The sequence below is a fragment of the Aquabacterium sp. genome (assembly GCF_029946005.1).
In the GTDB taxonomy this organism is placed as follows: domain Bacteria; phylum Pseudomonadota; class Gammaproteobacteria; order Burkholderiales; family Burkholderiaceae_C; genus Aquabacterium.
The window spans coordinates 1-24,562 of sequence record NZ_JAQSDR010000009.1 but is presented as its reverse complement, the minus strand read 5'-3'; the positions used below and the strand labels follow the sequence as shown (position 1 = coordinate 24,562).

Here is a 24,562-nt window from a genome sequence, read left to right as displayed (position 1 = left end):
CATGAGTGACATCGTTCTGCACCACTACAACGAATCTCCCTACGCCGAAAAGATCCGCGCCCTGCTGGGCTACAAAGGCCTGAGTTGGCGCTCCGTCATGGTGCCGCGCATGGCGCCCAAGCCCGACATGGTGGCCTTGACCGGGGGCTACCGCAAAGTGCCCGTGCTGCAGATCGGCGCCGATGTATTTTGCGACACCCGGCTGATCGCCTGGGAGCTTGAACGCGTGGCGCCCTCGCCTGCGGCCAAGATGGGTGCTGGTTGGAATGACGTGGTCGAGCATTGGGTGGACCTGAACCTGTTCGGCAAGGCCGTGGCCTATACCTTTGGCAAGAATGTGGACCACCTGCCCGACGACTTCCTGGCCGACCGCGCCGCCTTGCGTGGCGCGCCCTTGGACCGTGAAGCGCTCAAGCGCGCGGTGCCGCTGGCCGAGCAAGAACTGGCCATCAACGTGGCCTGGGTCGAAAGCGGCCTGGGCGCCCAGCCTTTCGTGAACGGCAGCGCGCCTGGCAGTGGTGACTTCACCCTCTATTCAACCTTGTGGTTCGCGCGCAATGGCCGCTTCGACTTCAGCCGCTTTCCTGCCACTGCGGCGTGGATGGAACGCATGAAGGCCTTTGGCCATGGCGAACGCATTGACATGACGGCCGGTGAAGCCATCGCCTTGGCCGCCGCCCATGCGCCTGCTGCCTTCACCTACGACAGCGTGTCGCCCGACGCCTGCGGCCTGAGCCTGGGGCAACGCGTCAGCGTCGCTCCTGAATTGCTGGGCCATGGCACCTCCGTGCAAGGCGAATTGGTGGGGATCAACGCGCAGCGCCTGACCCTGGTGTTGCACAGTGAGCGCGCTGGCCAAGTCCACATCCATTTCCCACGCCTGGGCTACCGCATCCGTGAAGTGAAACCGTCATGAGCTGGACTTTGTACACCTTCGCCATGTCCCACTACAGCGAGAAGATCCGCTGGACGCTGGACCTGTCGCGCATCGACTACCAGGAAGTGCGCATGACGCCGGTCTTCCACATCGGGCCGGCCCTGATCATGGGCAAGCGCGGTCAGACCACCCTGCCCATCCTCAAAACCCCCCAAGCCACGATCCAGGACAGCAGTCGCATCCTGCTGTGGCTTGAGAAGAACCAGGCGCCGCTGGCCTTGATCCCCAAGGCCGCCAGCCAAGACATCCACGCGGTGGAACGGCACTTTGACGCCATTGGCAAAGACGTGGCGCGTTTTCTGTACGCCGCCAGTTTTGGCACGGGCGATGCGCACATCCTCAAGCTGTGGACCGACGATGCCACACCCGCCAAGGCGGCCTTTGTGCGCGCGGCCTACCCCTTCATCCGCTGGGCCTTCCGGCGCAAGCTGAACATCACGCCGAAGGGCGCTGCCCGTGCACAAAAGCGCATCACCGAGGTGATCGACTGGCTGGAGGGGCAACTCAGCGATGGGCGCACTTACCTGGTGGGCCAAACCTTCACGGCGGCCGACATCACGGCCGCCTCACTGCTGGCACCGATCGCCTGCCCGAGCCAGCACCCGGTGTATGGCGACCCGGCTTACCAGCGCACGATGGTGGGCGCCACAGAACCCTGGCGTGGCCGCCCGGCCTTGCAATGGGTGCGCCAGATGTACCAGCTGCACCGGGGCGCTTTTCAGACCGAAGCCACGTCACGCAAGGCGGCCTGAGCGCTGTCAATGCGCGGCTGTTGGTCATGAAGCCACTGGCGGGCGATGTGCGCCTCCAGTGGTCGACTGAACACAAAGCCCTGGATCACATCGCAGTCGTGCTCGGCCAGCCAGGTCACGCAGTCCTCCTGCTCAACGCCTTCAATGGTCACGGTCAGGCCCAGGCGGTGACCCACGTCGATCATGGCTTTGAGCACTTCCTGCTTGCGCTCGGACACGCCCAGGTCGGTCACGAAGCTGCGGTCGACCTTCATCTCGTCAAGCGGCAGCTCTTGCAGAATGGCCAGTGACGAGTAGCCGGTACCGAAGTCGTCCAGCGCGATCTGCACGCCATGGCGGCGCAGCGCCGACAAGGTGCCCAAGGCGCGCTCGCGGTCACTCAAGGCGGCTGACTCGGTCACCTCCAGAATCAACCGCTCAGGCGGGCAGTTTTCTTCGCGCAAGATGGCCAGCACCTGCTCAACGAAACGGGGCGTGGCCAGGTCGAAGGCCGAGATGTTGACCGACACTCGCACCGTGGGATCAGGCAAGGTCAGCAGAAACTGGGCGGTCTCACGAATGGCCCACATGGTCAGGCGGTTGATGGCGCCCGTGGCTTCGGCCTCGGCGATGAAAGCACCCGGCGGGATCATGCCCCGGAGGGGATGCCGCCAGCGCACCAAGGCTTCAAAGGACTTGGTTTTGCGCGAAGGCAGGTCCACCTTGGGTTGGTAATGCAGCACCAGCTCGCCCCGCACGATGGCACCTTCCAGGTCCAGCGTCAGGCCATACGACAATTGTTCGCGCTTCATGCGCTCGGCATCGAACATCACCACGCGCTGGTGAGCGGTGCTCCATTGCAAGGCCACCCTCGCCTCGTCGATCATGTCGTGCGCCAGATTCTGATCGGAGGGTGTGCAGGACACACCCACGTGCGGATCCCAGGCGATGAACAGTCCATCCTGCTCGTAGCGGTGCGTCAGGAATGCCGTCAGCTCGGTCATGACGGCTTTGTGTGGCAGCCCCATAGAGGCGAAGGCCAGCGTGCCGTCGTCCAGCGCAGCCACGTGGCGCGATTCCTCCACGCCCAGCAAGTTCAGATCGTCCCGGCCCTGAAGCCACAACGCGATGTCCTGGGCATAGCCTTCCACCAACTTGGCCAGGCGCTCACGCGGCAAGATGGATTCCAGGAACGACAGTCGGTTGAGCCTGATCACCCACAAGGACAAACCCATGAACGGTGAAGACAGTGCCGCGCGGCGAATGGCCTCGTCCAGCAAAGCTTGATTGGGCAAGCCGTAGCGCAGGTGGTGTGTGGCCACATGGCGCAGTTGCGACTCGAAGGCCAGGCGTTGCTCCAGTTCTCGGGTGTGTGCCTCTTGCGTGCGAAGGCTTTGCTCTCGCTCCACGCGCATGCGGTAGGCCAGGGCCACGGCCAGACTCATGGCCTTGACCACGCTGGCGAACAAGGCGGCTAAGCGGGCACTGGGGCCCAACCATCCCAGCACCCCTGCCAGCACGCCCATCAGCCCCAGCGCCTGCGCACCCACGCCCACGGCCAGGATCCGGGGCAAATGCCCACCCCGCCAGTGCCGCAAGCACAGGGTCATCAGCATCAACACGTACACCAAGGGCACGACATTCACCGCCACGCCCAAGGGCTGCCCGACCGGAATCGTCACCGACAGCAGCATCAAGGTCGCCGAGGTAACGATCATCAGCCTGACCAGGACTTTTTCAAAGCGGGCCAGCGGCAGGATTTTCGCGACCACCACCGTGCCAGCGATGCAGGCGGACAAGGTCCACATGAAGGGCGGGAGGTTGAACTCGGGGCGCGTGGGCCATAAGAATTCGAAAGCGTCCCCCTCGCCAGCCAGGGTCCCCATCATCACGGGGACCAATTCGATCACCAGCAAGATGGCCGCTGGAATGCGGTTCACCAACAAACCCACGAAACCGCACACCACCACCAACAGAACCGCCCCATACCCCAAGAACTTGGTCACGGCCACCGTGCGTTCAATGGCCCAGAAATGGTCGGGCTGCCAATATTCAAAGGCCACCAGGTTGGCGCCTTGGTTCCGCAGGTAGCAGCGCACGTCCAGGATCTCACCAGCTTGCCATGTCAAGGGCAGGATGAAACGGGGATGGGGCAAGGGCCGCTCGGCATAGGGACGGTGGTCGCCCATTCGGTAAGTGATGGGCGCGCTGCTGGATGAGCTGACCACGCAATCCAACCAGTCGGTGAAAGGCTCGGCCACCGCCAACCAACCTGACATGGCATTTGCCGACGGGTTCGACAAGCGGGCCCAGGTCCACACGCCCTCACTTCGGAACCCCAAAGGGCGGATGCCCAAGCGTTGCGGCACCCAGGTTTCAGAAGGTGATGGCAGTTGGACCGCCCCGGTTTCGGACGTTGCTTGGGCGGGCCGCCAAATGGCGATCGGCACCTGTTCGCCAAGACCAGGCAGCACCGACACGTCGGCCACACCGGGACCTGGCTGCGCAGCATGGGCCATGGCCATGCCACACCACAGAAATACCACCCACAGAATCCGTGCCACCGAGCACCTTGTTTGGTTGAGCGCAACCCTGGTTATCGGCGGCTTGGCGGCGAACTTGATCAGGGTAGTTCGGGGGGGCCTTCGTCGGCGTCCAGCGGGTTCTCGATCGGCAGCAAGGCCTGGGCTTGCGCCTCGGGCATGGACTCCACGCTCTTGAGCGCGCGCCCCATCATGCGGGTGCGGGTTTCAACGGATGAAATCGTGTTGCCTGCCTCTTCCAGCTTCTTTTTGGTCCGCGCCAGCACGTCGCCGAACTTGGCGAACTCGGTCTTGACCGCGCCCAGCACCTGCCAGACCTCGGACGAGCGTTGCTCCAGGGCCAGGGTGCGGAATCCCATCTGCAAGCTGTTGAGCGTGGCCAGCAAGGTGGTGGGGCCCGCCAACATCACGCGGTGCTCACGCTGCAAGGCCTCGAACAGGCCGGGGCGGCGCAGTGCCTCTGCGTACAGGCCTTCGGTGGGCAGGAAGAGGATGGCGAAGTCGGCCGTGTGCGGCGGCGCCAGGTACTTTTCGGCAATGGTGCGGGCCTCGATGCGCAGACGTTGCTCGATGGCCTTGCCTGCAGCTTCGACCGCGGCCACGTCGGCACGGTCTTGGGCGTCCAGCAAGCGTTCGTAGTCTTCGCGCGGGAACTTGGCGTCCAGCGGCAACCAAAGGGGCGCGGAACCGGGCGCGCCACGGCCGGGCAGTCGGATGGCGAATTCGACACGCGCGCCGCTGCCCGGCACAGTCTCCACGTTGACGGCGTATTGCTCGGGCGTGAACACCTGCTCCAGCAAGCCAGCCAGTTGCACCTCGCCAAAAATGCCGCGCGTCTTGACGTTGTTCAGCACGCGGTTGAGCGAGCCCACGTCGCTGGCCAGGCGCTGCATTTCGCCCAGGCCTTTGTGCACCTGCTCCAGCCTATCGGCCACTTGCTTAAAGCTTTCGCCCAGGCGGGCTTCCAAGGTGGCGTGCAGCTTTTCGTCCACCGTCTGCCGCATCTGCTCCAGCTTCTTTTCATTGTCGGCCTGCAAGGCCTGCAGGCGCGTGTCCACTGTGGTTCGCACCTCGATCAGGCGGCGCTCGTTGGTGTCGGACAGTTGGCGCAACTGCTCGTTGAGCGTGTCTGAGAAGCGCTTGAAGGCCGAATCTTGCGCATCGCGCGTGGCATGCGCCTGCTCGGCCAGGGTGGTGGTGGTCTGGCGCAAGGTGTCGCTCAACGATTGCTGCATCTGCGCCAGTTGCACGCGAAAGCTGTCCAGTTGTTCGTTCTGCGTGCGAATCACATCGCCTTGCTGTGCCAACAGGACCTGCTGGAAATTGGCCAAGATGGAGCCCAACTCCTGGCGCGTGCCGGCAGCGCTGCGGGACACCTCGTCGCGCAGGTTTCGGTCGAGTTGATCGGTCTGGCTGCGCAGGTCTTGCCTGAGCTCGTCGGCTGCGCGTTTCATGGGCGCATCGTCGCCTCGGCGCGTGGCCAACCACAGCAACATCAAGGCGTTCAAGACGCCCAAGGCCAGCAAAATCCAGTTGATCCAATTCATGGCGGCATTGTCTCAGACCTGCCCAGGCGTCCGTTCATGAGGCCATGACAAAGGCCGCCCGAAGGCGGCCTGAGATGAGCCGGTGAGTCCGGCCTCTGACGATCAAGCCGCCAGATGAGACAGGTGCACGTGCGCTCCCGTTTTAAGGCGCACCTCTTCCACCGTCACGCCCGGCGCCAGTTCAATGCACCTGAAACCGTCCGGTTCCACATCAAGCACGCACAGGTCCGTGATGATGCGGTTCACCACGCCCAGGCCCGTCAATGGCAGGGTGCACTGTTGCAGCAGCTTGTGCTCGCCACTCTTGGCGCAGTGTTCCATCAACACGATCACGCGCTTGACGCCCGCCACCAGGTCCATGGCACCGCCCATGCCCTTGACCATCTTGCCGGGGATCATCCAATTCGCCAGGTCGCCCTTGTCGGACACCTGCATCGCGCCCAGGATCGACAGGTTGATCTTGCCGCCCCGGATCATGGCGAAGCTGTCGTGCGAGCCAAAGATGGACGAGCCAGGAATCGTCGTCACCGTTTGCTTGCCAGCGTTGATCAGGTCAGCATCCACCTGGTCCTCGGTCGGGAAAGGGCCAATGCCCAACATGCCGTTCTCGCTTTGCAGCCAGACGTCGATGTCGGGGCTCACATGGTTGGCCACCATCGTGGGCAAGCCGATGCCCAGGTTGACGTAGAAACCGTCTTGCAGTTCCTGGGCGGCGCGGGCCGCCATTTGATCGTGCGTCCAGGCCATGGTCAGACTCCTGCCTTTTCGGTGATGGTGCGCTTCTCGATGCGCTTTTCAGGGTGGGCGTTCACCACAATGCGGTGCACATAGATGCCCGGCAAGTGCACGCTGTCGGGGTCCATCTCGCCGATCTCCAGCAACTCTTCCACCTCGACGATGGTGACCTTGCCCGCCATGGCCACCGCCGGGTTGAAGTTACGTGCCGTGCGGCGGAAGACCAGGTTGCCGGACTTGTCGGCCTTGTAGGCCTTGACCAGCGACACCTCAGGCAGCAGCGCGCGTTCCATGACGTAGACGCTGCCATCGAACTCGCGCGTTTCTTTGCCCTCGGCCACCAGCGTGCCCACGCCGGTTTTGGTGAAGAAGGCCGGAATGCCTGCGCCACCGGCCCGCAGCTTCTCGGCCAGAGTGCCTTGGGGGGTGAATTCGAGCTGCAACTCACCGCTCAGGTACTGGCGCTCGAACTCCTTGTTCTCGCCCACATAGCTGGAAATCATCTTGCTGATCTGGCGGGTGTTGAGCAGCTTGCCCAGACCAAATCCATCAACGCCTGCGTTGTTGGAAATCACCGTCAGGTCCTTGACGCCGGAGGCCGCCAGGGCATCGATCAAAGCCTCAGGGATGCCGCACAGGCCGAAGCCACCGACCGCCATCAACTGACCGTCCTTGACGATGCCCGCCAAGGCGCTGGCCGCATCGGGATAGACCTTGTTCATCCAATCACTCCTTGTTTCGCTGCACTGCAACATTGCCAGCGTACACCGGGTGACCAGCAAAAATCCAGAGAATTGGACGAAAAAACACCTCGCCGTTGGCTTTTAACCCGGCAACGCGGGCGGCACTTCCGCGCCAGGCAATGCAGGTGCTGGCCCCACGATGGCCCGCAAGAAAGGCGGCAGAGGAATCGGTCGCCTTTCCGCCGAGCTGACCCACACCAAGGTCGCGCCACCCGCCGCACAGACCTCGCCCGGCTGATCAGCCCGCTCCATGGTCACGTAGGTGTCAAAGCTGGTGCGGCCTGGATTGGCCACGTACAGCTTGGCGATCACCTGCGCCGGGAACTCCAACTCCCGGTAGAAGTTGCAGAAGGTGTTGGCGATCACTGGCCCCTCCACCCCTTGGGTGACCGGGCCGCTCATGGAGGCGATCCAAGACACGCGCACCTGCTCCATGTAGCGGAAGTAGACGGCGTTGTTGACGTGGCCCAGGGCATCCATGTCACCCCAAAAAACGGGCAGGGTCACATCGTGGACCAGGATCTTGTGTTCAGGTATGTCGAGTCGCATGGTGCTTCAATTGGGGCCAAGGGCCCCGGTTTCAAGCCGCCGTCATGCCATCGTCGGCAGAAATGACTGCGCCATTGATGAAGTCACTTTGCGGCGCGCACAGGGTGACCAGCAAGGCGTCCAGGTCCTTGGCTTGGCCCAGGCGCTTGCGCGGCAACATGTTGACCAATTTCTTGCCCGCCTCACTGTTGAAGTGGTGCGTGTTGAGTTCGGTCTCGATGTAGCCGGGGCAGATCGCGTTGGTGGTGATGCCGAAACGGCCCCACTCTGCGGCCATCACCTTGGTCATGTGGATCACGGCCGCCTTGCTCATGCAGTACACGCCAATCATGGGCATGGTGCGCAGGCCGCCCGCCGATGCGATGTTGACAATGCGGCCGCCCGTGAAGGTGCCGGGCGCCGAGCCCTGAGCGCGGGCCAGCATGCGCTTGGCCACTTCCTGCGCGGTGAAGAAGGCGCCGCGGGTGTTGGTGTCGAAGATGAAATCGTAGTTTTCGGGCGTCACGTCCAGCAAGCGCTCGGTGGTGCTCACGCCGGAGTTGTTGATCAAGATATCGATGGCGCCGACCTCGGTTTCAGCGTGGGCCACGGCGGCGCGGATGCTGTCGATGTCGGTCACATCCATGCCGACCACGTGAGCGTCGCCACCAGCGGCTTCGATCTCAGAACGAAGGGTCTTGAGGCGTTCGACGCGGCGTCCGGCCAGCACCACCGCGGCGCCAGCCTGGGCCAGCGTCAAGGCGAATTGGGTGCCCAGGCCGCTGGAGGCGCCGGTGATCAGGGCCACGCGGCCGGCCAGGTCAATGTTGTAGCTCATGCTGTGGCAATTCCTCTGCAAGTCTCTCAGGTGTTTTATAGGGATCCGATGGATTGAACCTTAGCACGCGGCACCGCATTTGGCCTTGATGCGCCTATTTTCGAACGATCGTGCTTTTTTTTGGCAAAATAGGAAATACAGCGCGTTTTAGAATCGCTGGTTCAGCCAGTACACAACAACATTCATCCGCCCAGTAGAAGGAAGCACGATGACGCCTCAGGAAATCCTTGCCCAGTTTGGCCCACGTGAATCGATGGAATACGACGTGGTCGTCATCGGCGCGGGCCCCGGTGGTCTAGCCACGGCCATCCGCTTAAAGCAACTGGCCGCAGCAAGCGGAAAAGAAGTTTCAGTTTGCGTGCTGGAAAAAGGCTCAGAGCCTGGCGCGCACATCCTGTCGGGCGCCGTGATGGACCCCCGCGCCATCACCGAACTCTTCCCCAACTGGAAAGAACTCGGCGCGCCGCTGAACCAGGCCGTCACCGCTGACGAAGTGCTGTTCATGACCAGCGAAACCGGCGCCTTCAAGACTCCGCAGGCGCTGATCCCCAACAACTTCCACAACGAAGGCAACTACGTCATCAGCCTGGGCAATGTGGTGCGCTGGCTGGGCCAGCAGGCTGAAAGCCTGGGCGTGGAAATATTCCCAGGCTTTGCCGCCGCTGAAGTGCTTTACAACGACGATGGCAGCGTCAAGGGCGTGGCCACGGGCAACCTGGGCGTCGACAAGTCGGGCGAACCGACTGACAACTTCCAGCTGGGCATGGAGTTGCTGGCCAAGTACACCATCTTCGCCGAAGGCGCGCGTGGCCACCTGGGCAAGCAACTGATCGCCAAGTTCAAGCTGGACGATGGCAAGGCACCGCCCAGCTTTGGCATCGGCATCAAGGAGTTGTGGGAGATCGACCCGGCCAAGGCCCAACCCGGCCTGGTGGTGCACACCGCCGGTTGGCCCATGGATTCGCAAACCTTCGGTGGCGGCTTTTTGTACCACCTGGAAGACAACAAGGTCACCCTGGGCCTGGTGGTCGGCCTGGACTACAAGAACCCCTGGCTGAGCCCCTTCGAAGAGATGCAGCGCTGGAAGAAGCACCCCAGCATCCTCAAGCACATCGAAGGTGGCAAGCGCATCAGCTATGGCGCTCGCGCCATCAACAACGGCGGCCTGCCCAGCCTGCCCAAGACCGTGTTCCCCGGTGGCGCCCTGATCGGCTGCGACGCGGGCTACATGAATGCCTCGCGCATCAAGGGCAGCCACGCGGCCATCAAGTCCGGCATGCTCTGCGCTGAAGCCGCATTTGCCGCGGTCACGTCTGGCCGCCAGTACGACGAACTGCACGCCTACCCGGTTGCTTTCGAGAAGAGCTGGCTGCACGAAGAACTGAACGGCGCCAAGAACTTCAAGACCTGGTTCAAGAAGGGCCTGTACGTCGGCTCGATCATGACTGGTGTCGAGCACTGGCTGCTGCCCAGACTGGGCATCAAGAGCCCCCCATGGACCTTGCCAAACCCGGCGGCCGACCACACCTTCCTCAAGCCTGCGGCCGAGTGCGCCAAGATCGACTACCCGAAGCCCGATGGCAAGATCACGTTTGACCGCCTGAGTTCGGTGTTCGTGTCCAACACGAACCACGAAGAACACCAGCCTGCCCACCTGACGCTGAAGAACAACTCGATTCCCGTCGATGTCAACTTGGCCAAGTACGCCGGCCCCGAGTCGCGCTACTGCCCGGCCGGTGTGTACGAGTTCGTCAAGAACGAAGACAACACCGATCGCCTGCAGATCAACGCTCAAAACTGCGTGCACTGCAAAACCTGCGACATCAAGGATCCCACCCAGAACATCGTCTGGGTCACGCCTGAAGGCGGTGGTGGTCCCAACTACGCAGGCATGTAAGCAGTCCACAGGAACCCACCATGACCAAAGTTGTTATCAGCGGCACGGGGCTGTTCAAGCCTTCCCAGACCATCACCAACGCTGAGCTGGTCGAGTCGTTCAACGCCTACGTCGAACTGCAGAACGCCAAGTTCGCCGACGACATCGCGGCCGGTACGCGAGAGCCGCTCGCACCCTCCAGCGTCGAGTTCATCGAGCGGGCCTCGGGCATCAAGCAACGCTATGTGATGGACAAGGGCGGCGTGCTGGATCCCCATCGCATGTTCCCGCGCCTGGCCCCACGCGCTGATGACGAACTGTCCCTGATGGCGGAAATCGCTGTCCACGCCTCACGCCAGGCCATGGAGCAGGCAGGCAAGGAGGGCAAAGACATCGACGCCGTGATCTGCGCGGCTTCGAACATGCAGCGCGGCTACCCGGCCATGGCCGTCGAGATCCAGCAGGCCCTGGGCGCAGGGGGGTATGGTTTCGACATGAACGTGGCCTGCTCTTCAGCCACCTTCGGCATCGAGCAGGCCGTCAATGCCGTGCGCGCGGGCACGGCCCGTTGCGTCCTGGTGGTCAACCCCGAGATCACCTCGGGCCACCAGGAATGGCGCGACCGTGATTGCCACTTCATCTTTGGCGATGCCTGCACGGCCGTCATCGTGGAGCGGGCAGAGACGGCCACCAGCCGGGACCAGTGGGAAATACTGGGCACCAAGCTGGCCACGCAGTTCTCCAATGCCATTCGCAACAACTTCGGCTACATGAACCGTTGCGAGGACACCGACCCCAACGCCCGCGACAAAACCTTCCGCCAGGAAGGCCGCAAGGTGTTCAAGGAAGTCGTGCCCATGGCCGCGGCCCACATTGATGCCCACCTCAAGGACCTGGGCATGGCACCCTCGGAAGTGCGCCGCTTCTGGCTGCACCAGGCCAACCTGAGCATGAACCAGCTGGTGATCAAGAAGCTGGTGGGCGGCGAAGCCACGCCCGACATCGCGCCGCTCATCCTGGATGAGTTCGCCAACACGTCGTCAGCGGGCTCGGTGATTGCCTTCCACGTTCACCATGGCGACCTGATCCATGGTGACCTCGGTGTGATCTGCTCGTTTGGCGCGGGTTACTCGATCGGCAGCGTGGTGGTGCGCAAGCTGTAAAAGCCTGGCGTGGCGACCGCCTTCAACGGTCGTCGTCGGGCAGCTCAATGACCTGCCCGACAGGGATCGGCTCATCCACCTCTTCAAGCGCCCTCGCCGCCTCGCGCTCGGCCTTGACCTGAGCACGGCGCTCGGCGAAAAATGCCTTGAGCAACTTGGACGCAGGCTCGGCCAGCAAGCCGCCCACGATTTCGGTGTGGTGGTTCAGTTGCCGGTTGGCAAACAGATCGATCACCGATCCGGCCACGCCGGTCTTGGGATCGGTGGCGGCGAACACCACGCGCTTGAAGCGCGCGTGCATCAAAGCCATGGCACACATCGCGCATGGCTCCAGGGTGACGTACAGCTCGCAATCGGGCAGGCGGTAGTTCTCCAGCAACTGAGCGGCGTGGCGCAGCGCCACGATCTCGGCATGCGCGGTGGGATCATGCGTGGTGACGGGGCGGTTGTAGCCGGTGGCAATGACCTGGCCCTCGCGCATGATCACCGCGCCCACCGGCACCTCGCCCGCCAGCCAGGCGTTGTGGGCCTGGTCCAGCGCAATGCGCATCGCGCTTTCGTCAGCTGGGGTGAAGCCTGGTTCTGAGGTGCTCACGGCTTGGGCTCGATGGGCTGATCAATGTCGGCCGGGCGACTTTGCATCAGTTTGTTGACATCGTCCTGTACTTGCTTTTCAAGCTGCCGGGCTTGCGCAGGGGTGTCGACCTGCGGGGCCTTGCCGTTCATGGCATCACTCGCGGCATAAGACGAGGCCGAATCGGCCGGATGAGCCGCTTTGGCGCCCAGTTGGTGCTTGGCCAGCAAGCCGATGATGACCAACACGGCCAGCAACCCCAGCAATGAAAACAAACCGCGCATCTTGGTCAACCTCGTGTTGATTCATGACTGATTATCGCCTTCCTTGCCCACGGCAAGCGGTTCAACCTTTCAGGGTCCAGCGCCCCAGCGGCACATACCGTGTCTGGCCCAGCAGGCTATGCACCAGCACCAACTCATGCGCGGTCCAGTGGATGGGCGCCACGGCTTGTTCGGCCACCAATCGCGAGTCGTACAGGAGCGTCACATGCGGTGTGAAGCGCACATCCACCCGACGTCCCAAGCCGACCTGCCTCATGACCGTGCCCAGCGTTTGCTGGAAGGCCGTGAGCGCGGCCAGGCCATCGTCACTGCCACGCAAGACGAAGGGCCGCTTGCTGGGGTGGCCTGAGAAGCTGGCCACGCGGTCGAAGCTGATTTCAAACGGCGGCAAGGCCAGGGCCTGCGCGGCTTGAACGGCCAAGGCAAGCACATCGGGCGGTAACCCCGCGTAGTCCCCCAGGTGATGCAAGGTGATGTGGAATCGCTCGGTCTGGAGCGGTGTGCCGCTGAGTCCATGTTCACCGCGCAATTGCAAGGCCAGATTGGCAATGCGCCTCGCGGCTTCCTCAGTCGGGAACAAGGCGAAAAACAGCCGATCCGTCGGTCGAGGAGGTTCATCGAAACCCATCAGGGAAAGCTGATCAGACATGCGACTGGATTCGGTCATGGGCGGCGGCGTGCGCCAGTTTATCCCAGAGAAATTCGTGGGCTCAGGGTCGCTCCAGGGTTCCGACGTGGCCGGCATTCCCGCACTTGGGGCTGGCCTTCATGAAGTGGTCTAGACTGCGCAGGCGTCAACCCTTCACCGAGCCATGCCTGCCGCTTCATCGCCGCTAATCGATACGCTCACGGAGATCAACATTGTCGATTTGCTTGATTCGATGGGCTTGTTGCGTTTTCAAGGCACGCCCTTGCGTCGGCTTTTTAGGCCTGTAGCACGGCGCTTTGCCCGGACAGCGAATGAATTCGACAACCGAGTGGGCGACCACGGCCTGGCGCAAGGCAGCGCCTGGTTGATGCGCCAGATGACCGCTGGCGTGCACACCTCAGGCCTTGAGAACATCCCGCCCCAAGGCCCGGTGTTCATCCTGGCGAACCACCCTGGCATGACCGACACGGTGGCGCTTTTTTCCAGCCTGGCGTCGCGCCCTGATTTGCGGGTGATTGCCTTGGATCGCCCATTCCTTCGGGCATTGCCCCATGTTGCGCGGCAATTGATCTTCCTGCCCGAGGAGGAATCGGGGCGCATGGCCGTGGTCCGCGCCGGCGCCAAACACTTGAAGGAAGGCGGCGCCCTGCTGACTTTCCCGGCCGGAGAGATCGAGCCCGATCCAGCCACCTTCGGCTCGCGAAGGGCTGTGGACTCTTTGCAAAACTGGTCCAACAGCTACGCCTTGTTCGCCCGCCTGGCGCCCGAAACGCAGTTTGTGCCCACACTGGTGAGCCACGTCATCTCCTCAGCGGCACAACGGCATCCGCTCACCTGGTTGCGCCGAACGGCGAGCAACAAGGAGAAGCTGGCCGCGGCGTTGCAGGTGGCCTTGCCACGCTACCGCGACTTGGTCGCCCGGGTAGCATTCGGCGCGCCGCTCAGCGCAGGTCAAGGCGATGCACAGGCCCTCGGCACATCCGTGACATCACAGATGCGGCAACTCATCCTTGAACAGAGATCGGCATTCTGAATGACCGAGATCCTTGCTCAAGCCTGTTGGCTGACCGAGCCTGGCCACGCCGAGTTGCGCACCGAGAACTTGCCTGAACCGGGACCCGATCAAGTGCTGGTCAGGACCCTGCACAGTGGCATCAGCCGAGGCACTGAAACCTTGGTGTTTCGCGGCGAGGTGCCCTCCAGCGAGTTTGATCGCATGCGCGCACCGTTTCAGGCAGGCGACTTCCCGGCGCCGGTGAAGTACGGCTACACCAGCGTGGGCCGGGTCGAGCAAGGCCCCGCCCACCTGATGGGTCAAACGGTGTTCTGCCTGTACCCGCATCAGACTCACTATGTGGTGCCCGCCACGGCCGTGCACGTGCTGCCCCCGAGCGTTCCGCCAACCCGGGCCGTGCTGGCCGCCAACATGGAAACGGCCGTCAATGCGCTGTGGGATGCTGGCCCGCGTGTGGGCGACCGCATCGCCGTGGTGGGTGGCGGCACCGTGGGCCTGCTGGTGGCTTGGCTGGCAGCGCGCATGCCCGGCTGCCAGGTTCAGTTGGTGGATACGCAGGAGGCCAGGCGCCCCGTCGCCAAGCAACTCCACGTGGACTTTGCTCTACCAGATGCAGCGCGCGACGAGGCTGACCTCGTGATCCATGCCAGCGGCCAATCTGCAGGCCTGGCAACGGCCCTGAACCTCGCCGCCTTCGAAGCCACGGTGCTGGAGCTGAGTTGGTATGGCGAGCGCCCTGTGAACGTGCCACTGGGCGGCGCCTTTCACTCGCGCAGGCTCACCCTCAAAAGCTCGCAGGTGGGGCAAGTGGCCACCGCGCAGCGCGCACGATGGAGTCACCTTCGGCGCTTCGAATTGGCCCTGTCCCTGCTGAGCGACCCCGTGCTGGATGCATTGATCACCAACGCCTCGCCTTTTGCCGACTTGCCCGAAGTGCTCGCACGGTTGTCGGCATCCAGGCTTGATGCCACCTTGTGTCACCGCATTGATTATCCCTAGCCTGGCAGGCGGCGAAGCGATGACTGAAAATGCATCATCAATTGAGATTCACCTGGCATTTCTCCATGCTCAACCGTCCTTTGCCTCACCGCCCTTCTCAGTGACGACCACCACCGCCCCAGGAGTGGACGAAGCCGATTGGCAAGCCCTGCTTGTGGGTGGAGGCAACAGTGTCGCGGTCGATGCCACCTCTCTCGTCCACAGGCTCTATGGCCCACTCTGCGCGATGCGGAACCAGGGGCCCTGCGCGGTGGCTCACCTGGCTCAGAGCCTTGATGGGCGCATCGCCACCACCTGCGGCATCTCTCGCTGGCTCAGCGGCGAAGAAGACCTGCTGCACACGCACCGCATGCGGGCCATCGCCGATGCTGTTGTGGTGGGCGTCAACACAATCCTGCATGACGACCCTCAACTCACGGTGCGGCTGTGCTCCGGCGACAACCCGGTGCGGGTGATCCTAGACCCGGAACATCGGCTGGACGGCAGCCAGCGCGTCTTTCGCGATGGCTGCGCACCGACCCTTCTCCTGGTGGCGGCGGACCGCATCGGGGCCGAACACCAATGGGGCCAGGCCGAAGTGATCCCGGTGCCACGCGGCCAGCAGGGCCTAGACCCTTTTGAAATTCGCCGGATCCTGGCCTTGCGCCGGCTGTCTTGGCTGTTCGTAGAGGGCGGCGGCATCACGGTGTCGCGCTTCCTGGCTGCAGGCGCCCTTGATCGACTACAGATCACCGTGGCCCCGGTCATCCTCGGCTCCGGCCGTCCCAGCCTGGTGCTGCCGGAAATCCACGATCTCACGCTCAGCCTGCGCCCCCGCACGCGTCGTTTCCTACTGGGGGACGACACCATGATCGAATGCGACTTCGCCCCATCTCCTCATCATAGATAGCTCAAAACCAATATGTACAGCCTTGCCGTCTCGGATCATTTCATGATCGCTCACAGCTTCCGGGGCGAAATTTTCGGCCCGGCCCAACAACTCCATGGCGCGACTTACAACGTCGAGCTTGATTTCCGCCGACCAACGCTGGACCAGAACGGACTGGTGTGCGACATCGGCCTGGCCTTGCAAGTGCTGCGCGAAGTGCTGGGCGAATTCAATTACAAAAATCTCGACGAACTGCCGCAGTTCAAGGGCCGCAACACAACCACCGAGTTGCTCGCCGGTGAGATCTTTACCCGCGTCAAGGCCCGCGTGGCCGAAGGTGCCGTGGGGCCTGGCACCGCAGGCGAGCTGGCATCGCTTCGGGTCGTGTTGCGTGAATCACCCGTCGCCTGGGCGAGCTTCGAGGGCACGCTGCGCTGATGGCGCTGGCTTTTCTGGTCCCCGGACGGCTCGATCAGCTCACCGGTGGCTACCTCTACGACCGGCACATCATTGAAGGCCTGCGCGCGCGTGGCCAGGCGGTCAATGTGGTGGAGCTGGCCGGTCGGTATCCGCAGGCAGATGAGCCCACGCGAACACTCGCCGCCGCCGCACTCGCCCGTTTGCCAGACCAAAGCACGGTCATCATCGACGGACTGGCGCTGCCTGGCTTGGCCGACTGCCTGAAAGACCAAGCAAGCCGTTTGAAGCTGGTCGGCCTCATCCACCACCCGCTGTCCTTGGAAACCGGACTGGATTTTGCGAACGCCCGCCACTACGCACAGCTTGAGGCCGAGCTTTGGCCATGCCTGAAGGGCGCCATCTGTCCCAGCGAACACACCGCCCAAGCGCTCCTGGCAGCAGGCCTTCCAACGGATCGTGTGGCCGTGGTCACCCCTGGCACGCGGCGGCCCGCCACCATCCGCCAAGCCAAAAGCGCGGGGCCAGTGCAACTGCTCGCGGTTGGGAGCATCACACCGCGCAAAGGTCACCTGCTGCTGGTCGAAGCCCTGGCCCAACTGCGTCACCTTGAGTGGCAGCTGACCTGCATCGGCAGCGTGACGAGAGACCCCGCCGCCTCGGCCGCGCTTCAAGGACGCATGGCCACGCATGGACTGACCGACCGCATCGTGCTCCTGGGAGAGCAGCCCGACCAGCGGCTGACGCAAGCCTACCAAGGGGCCGACATCTTCGTCCTGCCGTCCTACCATGAGGGCTATGGCATGGTCTTCGCGGAGGCGTTGGCACATGCTCTCCCCGTCATTGCCACCACAGCCTGCGCGATCGCGGCCACGCTGCCCGCTGGCACCTCGCTGCTCGTTGCGCCGGGTGACCTGCCAGCACTGAAAGATGCGCTTCAGCAAGCCCTGACCGACGACGCCTTGCGCGCTCGGCTGTCAAACGCTGCGAAGGAGGCTGCCAACGCGCTTCCCGACTGGGACAGCGCTGTGCAGGGCTGGGTGGCGGCCCTGCACAAGGTCACCCGATGACTGCCGCGGCGAACACCGGTTTCAGCACCGACTGGCTGCGCCAGCGCGAACCTTTCGACCTGGCCGCGCGCAGTCAATCGCTCGCCACCGGCTTCCAGGGAGCGCTGAGGTCACAGGCCGGGGGCGCCTTGCGCATCGTTGACCTGGCCTCGGGTTCGGGCGCGAACTTCCGGGCCTTGGCGCCCTTGCTGGGAACCGACCAGGAATGGCGCCTGGTCGATCATGACCCTCTGTTGCTCGCAGCCCAGCGCACCGAGATCACCAAGTGGGCGAGCGGGCACGGATGGCACTGCCATGATCACAAAGGTGCCCTCGCCATCCACGCGGGCCCAGCCCGCTGGCTTGTTCGCGGCCAGCAGCTAGATCTTGCAAGCGACCTTGAAGACATTGATCTGGCCTCATGCGACGGCCTCGTCACCACCGCATTTCTGGACCTGGTGTCGGCCGCCTGGCTGGATCGGCTGAGCGCACTGCTGGCGCGGACCCGCCGCCCTCTGTTGGCCACCTTGACCGTGGATGGCCGGCGCACATGGTTTCCCGGCAGGCCTGCCGACCACCTCCTCGCCGATGCCTTCTTGGCCCATCAAGGGGGCGACAAGGGCTTTGGCCCATCGCTGGGCGTGCGGGCAACACCCTACCTGGCGGCCAGTCTCGCCACAGCAGGCTACCAAAACAGCACACAAGCGAGCGATTGGCACATCGGCCACGAACACCGCGACATGCTCCTGGGCATGGCCAAGGAAGCTGCGGCCGTGGCCGCTGAAGCAGATCCCTCCAGCGAGCCCGCCGTGTCGAGCTGGCTGGCCGACCGGTCGACCGACATCTGTCAGGGCTTGCTGTCTCTACAGGTTGGACACCTGGATTTGCTGGCCGTGCCCATTCGATAACATTGACGCGAATCAATGCCGAGGGAATGCACGCCCCTAAGCTGGCGCCAACCACCAATCCGGGGTGGATCTCATCAAATCTTCAAAGGAGCACGATGCAACTCGCTTTCTATGGAGCCACAGACACCGTCACGGGTTCACGTTATCTGCTGAGCGGACAACACGGTGGTCATCTCCTGGTCGATTGCGGCTTGTTCCAAGGCCTCAAGCAGTTGCGTCTTCGCAATTGGGATCAACTGCCCTTCGATGTGTCCAAGATCGACGCCGTGTTGCTGACCCACGCGCACATTGATCACAGCGGATTTTTGCCCAGGCTGATCAAAGAGGGCTTCAAGGGGCGCGTGTATTGCACACGTTCAACCTTGGCGCTGTGCGAATTGCTTCTGCCCGACTCCGGCCGCTTGCAGGAAGAGCAGGCCGAGTTCGAGAACCGCCACAAGCTGTCCAAGCACGTGCAGTCCTTGCCTCTGTACACCGAGGACGACGCCAGGCAGGCCCTCAAGCACTTCGCCCCTGTCACTTTTGACGAAACGTTTTCACCCATCGAGGGCTGGTCCGTGCGCTTTCGCCATGCCGGCCACATCCTGGGTGCAGCCAGCGTGAAGGTGTCGAACGGAGGACGCAGCGTGCTTTTCTCAGGCGACCTGGGGCGCAGCGATGACCTGGTGATGAAGCCCCCCATGCCACCCGAAGAGGCGGACGTGCTGGTGGTCGAGTCCACCTATGGCGACCGCTTGCACCCTGATGGCGATGCGCTGGCGCAACTTGCCGATGTCATCAACCGCACGGCCGCCCGGGGCGGTCAGGTGGTGATCCCCTCCTTCGCGGTTGGCCGGGCACAGACACTGCTGCATTGCATCTCGCAACTCAAGCAGGCCCGCCGCATCCCCGACCTGCCGGTCTACCTCAACAGCCCCATGGCGGTCGATGCCACGCAAATCTACAGCCACCATGCTGGCGAGCATCGCCTCACGGCGCAAGAATGCGACGAACTGGGACACGTCGCGAAGTTTGCCCGGACCGTTGAAGAGTCCATGGCCCTCAACCGCTTGCGCTGGCCTTCCATCATCATCTCCGCCAGCGGCATGGCAACGGGAGGCCGCGTTCTGCACCACCTGAAGGCCTATGCGCCGGATTCCCGATGCACGATCCTGTTCACCGGGCACCAGGCGGCTGGCACACGTGGTGCCACGCTGGTGAGTGGGGCCAAGACGGTGAAAATATTCGGCGAGTATGTGCCCGTGCGTGCCGAGGTGGCCAACCTCGACATGCTGTCCGCCCATGCTGACCGCGACGATCTGCTGGACTGGATGGCCGCCATGCCCCGGCCCCCCAGCAGGGTGTACATCACGCACGGCGAGCCAGTGGCGGCCGATGCATTGCGGCTGGCCATCCAGGACCGCCTGGGCTGGGCATGCGAAGTGCCGGAGTACCGGCAATCAGTGAAGGTTTGAGGCGACGGTGGTGAGTGCGCAGATCGTCAGGTGGTCTGTTTGCGCTCACGTTTTGTACCAGGCTGCATCGACCTCATTGAAGATGGCGCCCTGCTCGGGTTCTGCATCCTGATAAGGGCCGGTGCCACTGTGTTCCGCCCGCGAGGCCGGCACAAAACTGCCGGTCTTGACATCAAAGACGTGGATTTCGCCTTCTTCGATCACGTAGTGCCAACCATGCAGCGAGATCTGTCGCGCCTCGACACGCTGGCGAACCATCGGGTAGTCCATCAAACGCTCCAGTTGCAGGACCACAGCGCGTTGCTCGGTGCGGCGCAGGGCCTCAGGCGTCACCTGCACTGGCAAGGCGGCCTCGCGGGCCAGGTCGAGCCAGGCGTCCAGGTTCTTGGCCTCGGGCGATATCTCTTCGTACAGTGCCTTCATGGCGCCGCAGTGGGAGTGCCCGCACACCACGATGTGGCTGACGTGCAGGTTGAGCACGGCGTATTCAATGGCAGCGGCCGTGCCGTGCAGTCCATGCAGGCCGTTGTAGGGCGGGATCAGTGCCCCGACGTTGCGCACGATGAAAAGCTCGCCAGGGCCCGCCCCCGTCAGCATGTAAGGCAACAGGCGGGAGTCTGAACACCCGATGAACAACGTGGTGGGATGTTGGCCTTGGTCCACCAGCGCCTTGAACTGCCCCTGGTATTGCGGAAAGTAGTCGGTGCGGAAGCGGCGGATGCGCTGGAGAAGCTCGTCATCCATGGAGGCTCACTGCAACAAAGGCGACTCGGCCGTGTCCAGATCCACGCCCTGCACCACCCAACGCCCCGCCAGCAACTGCATGGCCTGGCGCAAGGCCGTGACCCACACCTGCTGCCGCAACGACTGCGCCACGGCATCGCGCACCGCTTCGAAAGGCTGTTGCCGACCGGGGTCACGCGCCAGCACCTCGACCACATGCAGGCCGAAACGGCTGTGCACCAGCCGCGGCAGCACACCGACGTTGGCGCTGCCTTCGTCCTTGGCGAACAGCTCGCTGGCAAACTCGGGGGCGCAGTCCGTGGCGGTCAGCCAACCCAGGTCACCGCCCTGCTCGCCCGTCGGGCAATTGGACAACTTGCCCGCGACCTCGCCAAAGCGGCCGGGCTCGGAACGCACATCCAGCAAAGCTTGCTCGGCGTGCAGGCGCAGCGCTTTCACGTCCACGCCCGGGGTCACCGCGAACAGAATGTGGCGGGCCTGCACGCGCTCACCCACCGCGTATTGCGAAGTGTGGGCAGCATGGTGGCGACGGCAGCTGGCCTCGTCAGGCTCGGGCACCCGCAGGTTCTGCGCAAGCCAGACATCGATGGCCTCGGCAGCGGCTTCGCTCAGCACGCCATCATCGGGGGCAGGATCGTCGGCGGCCAGCAGGCCTTCGTCGATGGCCGCCTGGCGCAACAGTTCCAGGCTGGCGCGCTGGCGGCATTCGGCTTCGGTCAGGGCCGCAGCGTCATCAGCCAGAACGATGTGGCCCACGCGCAAAGCTTGCGGGGCGGCGGTGTCAGTGGAAAGCGTGCTCAACATGTCATCTCCTCATAAACCAATCTTGCGGCTGCGAACCACCTGCCAGGGGCGGACCAGGTAGCCCACCGAGGCAAAGCCACTCCAAGCGTGCACCAGGCGGGTGAAGGGAAAGATCGCGAACAGGCTCATGCCCATGAACATGTGGACCTTGAACACCATGGACACGTCCGTGATGAAGCTGGGCGCGTCGCCACGGAAGGTCACCAGGTGCTGAGCCCAGGCCATGAGCTTGAGCATCGTGGCGCCGTCACGGTGCTCGATGGACAGCGGCACGGTCGACAGCCCCAAGAGCAAGGTGGCCAGTATCCAGAACAGCACCAAGAAGTCGCGCCCACGCGATGTGGCGCGAACGCGCTCATTGCTCAGGCGCCGATAGATCAACAACAGCAGGCCGATCAGACCGACCAGGCCCAGGATGCCACCGGCCACCACGGCCAGCGTCTGCTTTTGGGCAGACGTCACCCCCAGCGCATGGACGATCGCGGGTGGGGTCAGCATGCCGAACAAATGGCCAAAGAACAGGCCGATGATGCCCAGGTGGAACAGGTTGGAGCCCCAGCGCAGCGTGCTGACGGACAGCATCTGGCTGGACTCGCTTCGCCAGGTGTACTGGTCGCGGTCGAAGCGGGCCAGACTGCCCAGCAGAAAAAGAGCTCCGCAGATGTACGGGTAGATGCCGAAGACGAATTGGTGGGTGAGGCTCATGCCGATGCTCCTCGCTGTGGATCGGCGGCCCGCCGCACGATCTGGATGGGTTGAGGCTGGTCGGGGCGTTGCTGCCCCTTGGACGAACAGCCGCCAAAGGCCTCGGGCTCGGCCCAGGCGGCGTCGATGGGCTCGTCGTCGGGCACTTCCATGGTCTCGACCTGTTGATGGCCCAACTCCAGCACCGCCGCCAGCACGTGGGCATAGGCGCTCTGGCGCTTGATCAGCGCGGCATGCACCGCATTGAGGATGTGGGCGATCTCGCCAACGAAGTCGCGCACCTGACCGGCCTCAAGCGTGGAGACGAACTCCAGCACCACGGGCAGGAAGTCGGGCAACTCGCCCTTGATCTGCGACGGGTCGAGGTACAGGCCCGCTTGCTCGTAAGTCTTGAGCAGGTCGATCATGGCGGGACCCCGGTCGCGCGAATCGCCATGCACATGCTCGAACAGGTGAAGCGAGGTGGCGCGCCCTCGGTCGAACAACTCGACATAGTCCTGCTCGACTTCGACGCTGTCTCGCCCTGACAGGGCCGCGATCAGCGCGTTCAGGGCGCGCAGGCGCACCCCACGCACGGCGCCTTCGCGCGCCAGGGCTTCGCTCAGCTCGGGCAAAGCCTGACGCAACTCAGCGCCCGGGTAGCTGAGCAAGTGGGCCAGCACGCGCAGGCTGTAAACCGGCGTGGTCCCGGCCTTGAAGAGGGGCAATGCACTCATGGTCAAACCTCCGACTTGATGGGGATGGTGCGCTTCTTGGTGCCACCGAACAGGCTGGCATCGGTCGCGCCGTCGGAACAGCCATTGCCGAATGAGAAGCCGCAGCCGCCCTTCATGTCAAAGGTGTTCTCTGCGTACTCGCGGTGGGCCGAGGGAATGACAAAGCGATCCTCGTAGTTGGCAATGGCCATGACGTGGTACATGTCATCGACCGTGTTCTTGTCCATGCCGACCTGGTCGAGCACCCGCTTGTTCTCGATGCCATCGACGTGCTTGCTGCGCATGTAGGCCCGCATGGCCAGCATGCGTTCCAAGGCGCGGGTCACCGGGGCCGTGTCGCCCGCCGTCAGCAGGTTGGCCAGGTACTTGACCGGGATGCGCAACTGCTTGACATCGGGGATCTCGCCATTGATGCCCAGGTCGCCCGAGTTGGCCGCGGCCTGGATGGGTGACAGTGGCGGCACGTACCAGACCATGGGCAAGGTGCGGTACTCTGGGTGAAGGGGCAAGGCCACCTTCCACTCCACGGCCATCTTGTAGACGGGGCTGTTGCGGGCGGCCTCCATCCAGGCGTCGGGAATGCCGTCCTTGCGAGCCTGCTCAATCACCTTGGGATCGTGGGGATCCATGAAGATGTCCAACTGGGCCTGGTACAGGTCGCGGTCATGCTCGACACTGGCCGCCTCTTGGATGCGGTCGGCGTCGTACAGCAGCACGCCCAGGTAACGGATGCGGCCCACGCAGGTCTCGGAGCACACCGTGGGCTGCCCGGCTTCAATGCGCGGGTAGCAGAAGATGCACTTCTCGGCCTTGCCGCTTTTCCAGTTGTAATAGATCTTCTTGTAGGGACAGCCGCTCACGCACATGCGCCAGCCGCGGCACTTGTCCTGGTCGATCAGGACGATGCCGTCTTCCTCGCGCTTGTAGATCGAGCCAGAGGGGCACGAGGCCACGCACGCCGGGTTGAGGCAGTGCTCGCACAGGCGCGGTAGGTACATCATGAAGGTGTTCTCGAACTGCCCGTAGATGTCCTTCTGGATGTCGTCGAAGTTCTTGTCCTTGCTGCGCTTGCTGAACTCACCGCCCAGGATTTCTTCCCAATTGGGACCCCAGACGATCTTCTCCATGCGCTTGCCGGTGATCAGGCTGCGTGGCCGTGCGGTGGGCGCGGCCTTGCTCTTGGGCGCCGATTGAAGGTGCTCGTAGTCGAAGGTGAATGGCTCGTAGTAGTCGTCGATCTGGGGCAGATTGGGGTTGGCGAAAATGCGCATCAGCAGCTTGAGCTTGCCACCCTGGCGGGGCTCGATCTTGCCGTTGGTTTTGCGCACCCAGCCGCCGTTCCACTTGTCCTGGTTCTCCCACTCCTTGGGGTAACCAATGCCAGGCTTGGTTTCGACGTTGTTGAACCAGGCGTACTCGACGCCGGGGCGGCTGGTCCAGACGTTCTTGCAGGTCACCGAACACGTGTGGCAACCAATGCACTTGTCCAGGTTCAGCACCATGCCGATTTGGGCTCTTATCTTCATGCTGTCACTCCTTGAGCATGGGGATCAACGCCCGTTGGCGCCTCGCCATCCAGCCAATCGACCTTGTTCATCTTGCGCACCACCACGAACTCGTCGCGGTTGGTGCCAATCGTTCCGTAGTAGTTGAAGCCGTAGCTGAACTGGGCGTAGCCGCCAATCATGTGCGTGGGCTTGAGCACGATGCGGGTCACCGAGTTGTGGATGCCGCC

At 63.4% G+C, this 24,562-nt stretch carries 26 protein-coding genes; 11 read left to right on the top strand and 15 right to left on the bottom strand.

Translation table 11 applies throughout. The annotated features are described in order from the left end of the window. Position 1 precedes the first annotated feature (1 nt). A complete protein-coding gene (locus tag PSV38_RS06630) occupies positions 2-916 on the top strand; it encodes a glutathione S-transferase family protein (protein ID WP_300546084.1) in 915 nt (304 codons plus the stop codon). Further along, positions 913-1,689, top strand: a complete 777-nt coding sequence (locus PSV38_RS06625) for a glutathione S-transferase N-terminal domain-containing protein (RefSeq protein WP_300546083.1) — start codon at positions 913-915, stop codon at positions 1,687-1,689. Before PSV38_RS06630 ends, PSV38_RS06625 begins: the two co-directional genes overlap by 4 nt. Here PSV38_RS06625 and PSV38_RS06620 read toward each other — a convergent pair. From PSV38_RS06620 to PSV38_RS06595, 6 genes are all read right to left on the bottom strand, one after another. After that, on the bottom strand, positions 1,656-4,232 hold the full coding sequence (locus tag PSV38_RS06620; RefSeq protein ID WP_300546081.1) for an EAL domain-containing protein: 2,577 nt from the start codon (positions 4,230-4,232) through the stop codon (positions 1,656-1,658). The two genes, PSV38_RS06625 and PSV38_RS06620, sit on opposite strands and share 34 nt — an antisense overlap. 59 nt (positions 4,233-4,291) lie before the next feature. Next, on the bottom strand, positions 4,292-5,758 hold the full coding sequence (gene rmuC / locus PSV38_RS06615) for a DNA recombination protein RmuC (protein WP_300546079.1): 1,467 nt from the start codon (positions 5,756-5,758) through the stop codon (positions 4,292-4,294). 102 nt (positions 5,759-5,860) lie between these two features. Then, positions 5,861-6,505 (bottom strand): CoA transferase subunit B, encoded by a 645-nt coding sequence (locus tag PSV38_RS06610; RefSeq protein ID WP_300546077.1) that lies wholly within the window; start codon positions 6,503-6,505, stop codon positions 5,861-5,863. Between the two features lie 2 nt (positions 6,506-6,507). Beyond that, positions 6,508-7,215 (bottom strand): CoA transferase subunit A, encoded by a 708-nt coding sequence (locus PSV38_RS06605; protein WP_300546076.1) that lies wholly within the window; start codon positions 7,213-7,215, stop codon positions 6,508-6,510. Between the two features lie 102 nt (positions 7,216-7,317). Beyond that, the gene (locus tag PSV38_RS06600; protein ID WP_300546074.1) at positions 7,318-7,785 is read right to left on the bottom strand and encodes an acyl-CoA thioesterase; all 468 of its coding nucleotides are present in this window, start codon (positions 7,783-7,785) and stop codon (positions 7,318-7,320) included. A gap of 31 nt (positions 7,786-7,816) precedes the next feature. Further along, positions 7,817-8,602, bottom strand: coding sequence for an SDR family oxidoreductase (locus PSV38_RS06595; protein WP_300546073.1), 786 nt, complete (start codon positions 8,600-8,602; stop codon positions 7,817-7,819). A gap of 208 nt (positions 8,603-8,810) precedes the next feature. Between PSV38_RS06595 and PSV38_RS06590 the strand changes: the two genes are divergently transcribed. Together PSV38_RS06590 and PSV38_RS06585 are read left to right on the top strand one after the other, a co-directional pair. Continuing rightward, complete coding sequence (locus tag PSV38_RS06590) at positions 8,811-10,499, top strand: electron transfer flavoprotein-ubiquinone oxidoreductase (RefSeq protein ID WP_300546071.1); 1,689 nt, start codon at positions 8,811-8,813, stop codon at positions 10,497-10,499. Positions 10,500-10,519: 20 nt separating this feature from the next. After that, positions 10,520-11,641 carry a beta-ketoacyl-ACP synthase III gene (locus PSV38_RS06585; protein ID WP_300546070.1) on the top strand — a complete coding sequence of 374 codons (1,122 nt, stop codon included), beginning with the start codon at positions 10,520-10,522 and terminating at the stop codon, positions 11,639-11,641. 22 nt (positions 11,642-11,663) lie between these two features. On the opposite strand, the gene tadA is transcribed toward PSV38_RS06585, so the two are convergent. The 3 genes from tadA to PSV38_RS06570 all read right to left on the bottom strand — a co-directional run bounded on the left by tadA (position 11,664) and on the right by PSV38_RS06570 (position 13,148). Further along, positions 11,664-12,236, bottom strand: coding sequence for a tRNA adenosine(34) deaminase TadA (tadA, locus tag PSV38_RS06580; RefSeq protein WP_300546068.1), 573 nt, complete (start codon positions 12,234-12,236; stop codon positions 11,664-11,666). After that, positions 12,233-12,499: a hypothetical protein gene (locus tag PSV38_RS06575; protein ID WP_300546067.1), complete on the bottom strand. Its 267-nt coding sequence runs from the start codon at positions 12,497-12,499 to the stop codon at positions 12,233-12,235. The genes tadA and PSV38_RS06575 overlap by 4 nt, the downstream gene beginning before the upstream one ends. A gap of 61 nt (positions 12,500-12,560) precedes the next feature. Further along, positions 12,561-13,148 (bottom strand): 2'-5' RNA ligase family protein, encoded by a 588-nt coding sequence (locus PSV38_RS06570; protein ID WP_300546066.1) that lies wholly within the window; start codon positions 13,146-13,148, stop codon positions 12,561-12,563. Positions 13,149-13,311: 163 nt separating this feature from the next. Here PSV38_RS06570 and PSV38_RS06565 point away from each other — a divergent pair, with 163 nt between their 5' ends. From PSV38_RS06565 to PSV38_RS06535, 7 genes are all read left to right on the top strand, one after another. Beyond that, the gene (locus tag PSV38_RS06565; protein WP_300546065.1) at positions 13,312-14,181 is read left to right on the top strand and encodes a 1-acyl-sn-glycerol-3-phosphate acyltransferase; all 870 of its coding nucleotides are present in this window, start codon (positions 13,312-13,314) and stop codon (positions 14,179-14,181) included. After that, a complete protein-coding gene (locus tag PSV38_RS06560) occupies positions 14,182-15,162 on the top strand; it encodes a zinc-binding alcohol dehydrogenase (protein WP_300546064.1) in 981 nt (326 codons plus the stop codon). A gap of 250 nt (positions 15,163-15,412) precedes the next feature. Continuing rightward, positions 15,413-16,051, top strand: a complete 639-nt coding sequence (locus PSV38_RS06555; protein WP_300546062.1) for a RibD family protein — start codon at positions 15,413-15,415, stop codon at positions 16,049-16,051. Positions 16,052-16,063: 12 nt separating this feature from the next. After that, positions 16,064-16,468, top strand: a complete 405-nt coding sequence (locus PSV38_RS06550; RefSeq protein WP_300546060.1) for a 6-carboxytetrahydropterin synthase — start codon at positions 16,064-16,066, stop codon at positions 16,466-16,468. Then, positions 16,468-17,517 (top strand): glycosyltransferase family 4 protein, encoded by a 1,050-nt coding sequence (locus PSV38_RS06545; RefSeq protein ID WP_300546059.1) that lies wholly within the window; start codon positions 16,468-16,470, stop codon positions 17,515-17,517. The genes PSV38_RS06550 and PSV38_RS06545 overlap by 1 nt, the downstream gene beginning before the upstream one ends. Continuing rightward, entirely contained in the window at positions 17,514-18,404 is an 891-nt protein-coding gene (locus PSV38_RS06540; RefSeq protein ID WP_300546058.1) for a hypothetical protein, read from the top strand. Before PSV38_RS06545 ends, PSV38_RS06540 begins: the two co-directional genes overlap by 4 nt. A 95-nt stretch (positions 18,405-18,499) precedes the next feature. Next, the gene (locus tag PSV38_RS06535) at positions 18,500-19,858 is read left to right on the top strand and encodes an MBL fold metallo-hydrolase (protein ID WP_300546057.1); all 1,359 of its coding nucleotides are present in this window, start codon (positions 18,500-18,502) and stop codon (positions 19,856-19,858) included. A 45-nt stretch (positions 19,859-19,903) separates the two neighbouring features. Here PSV38_RS06535 and PSV38_RS06530 read toward each other — a convergent pair whose 3' ends face one another. From PSV38_RS06530 to PSV38_RS06505, 6 genes are all read right to left on the bottom strand, one after another. Further along, positions 19,904-20,602, bottom strand: coding sequence for a carbonic anhydrase (locus tag PSV38_RS06530; protein ID WP_300546055.1), 699 nt, complete (start codon positions 20,600-20,602; stop codon positions 19,904-19,906). 6 nt (positions 20,603-20,608) lie between these two features. After that, a complete protein-coding gene (locus PSV38_RS06525; protein WP_300546054.1) occupies positions 20,609-21,406 on the bottom strand; it encodes a peptidylprolyl isomerase in 798 nt (265 codons plus the stop codon). Between the two features lie 9 nt (positions 21,407-21,415). Beyond that, on the bottom strand, positions 21,416-22,111 hold the full coding sequence (gene narI, locus PSV38_RS06520) for a respiratory nitrate reductase subunit gamma (protein WP_300546053.1): 696 nt from the start codon (positions 22,109-22,111) through the stop codon (positions 21,416-21,418). Continuing rightward, a complete protein-coding gene (gene narJ / locus PSV38_RS06515; protein WP_300546051.1) occupies positions 22,108-22,827 on the bottom strand; it encodes a nitrate reductase molybdenum cofactor assembly chaperone in 720 nt (239 codons plus the stop codon). Before narJ ends, narI begins: the two co-directional genes overlap by 4 nt. A gap of 2 nt (positions 22,828-22,829) precedes the next feature. After that, complete coding sequence (narH, locus tag PSV38_RS06510; RefSeq protein ID WP_300546049.1) at positions 22,830-24,353, bottom strand: nitrate reductase subunit beta; 1,524 nt, start codon at positions 24,351-24,353, stop codon at positions 22,830-22,832. Beyond that, a partial coding sequence (locus PSV38_RS06505; RefSeq protein WP_300546048.1) for a hypothetical protein occupies positions 24,350-24,562 on the bottom strand: 213 nt, incomplete at its 5' end. The genes narH and PSV38_RS06505, both read right to left, overlap by 4 nt.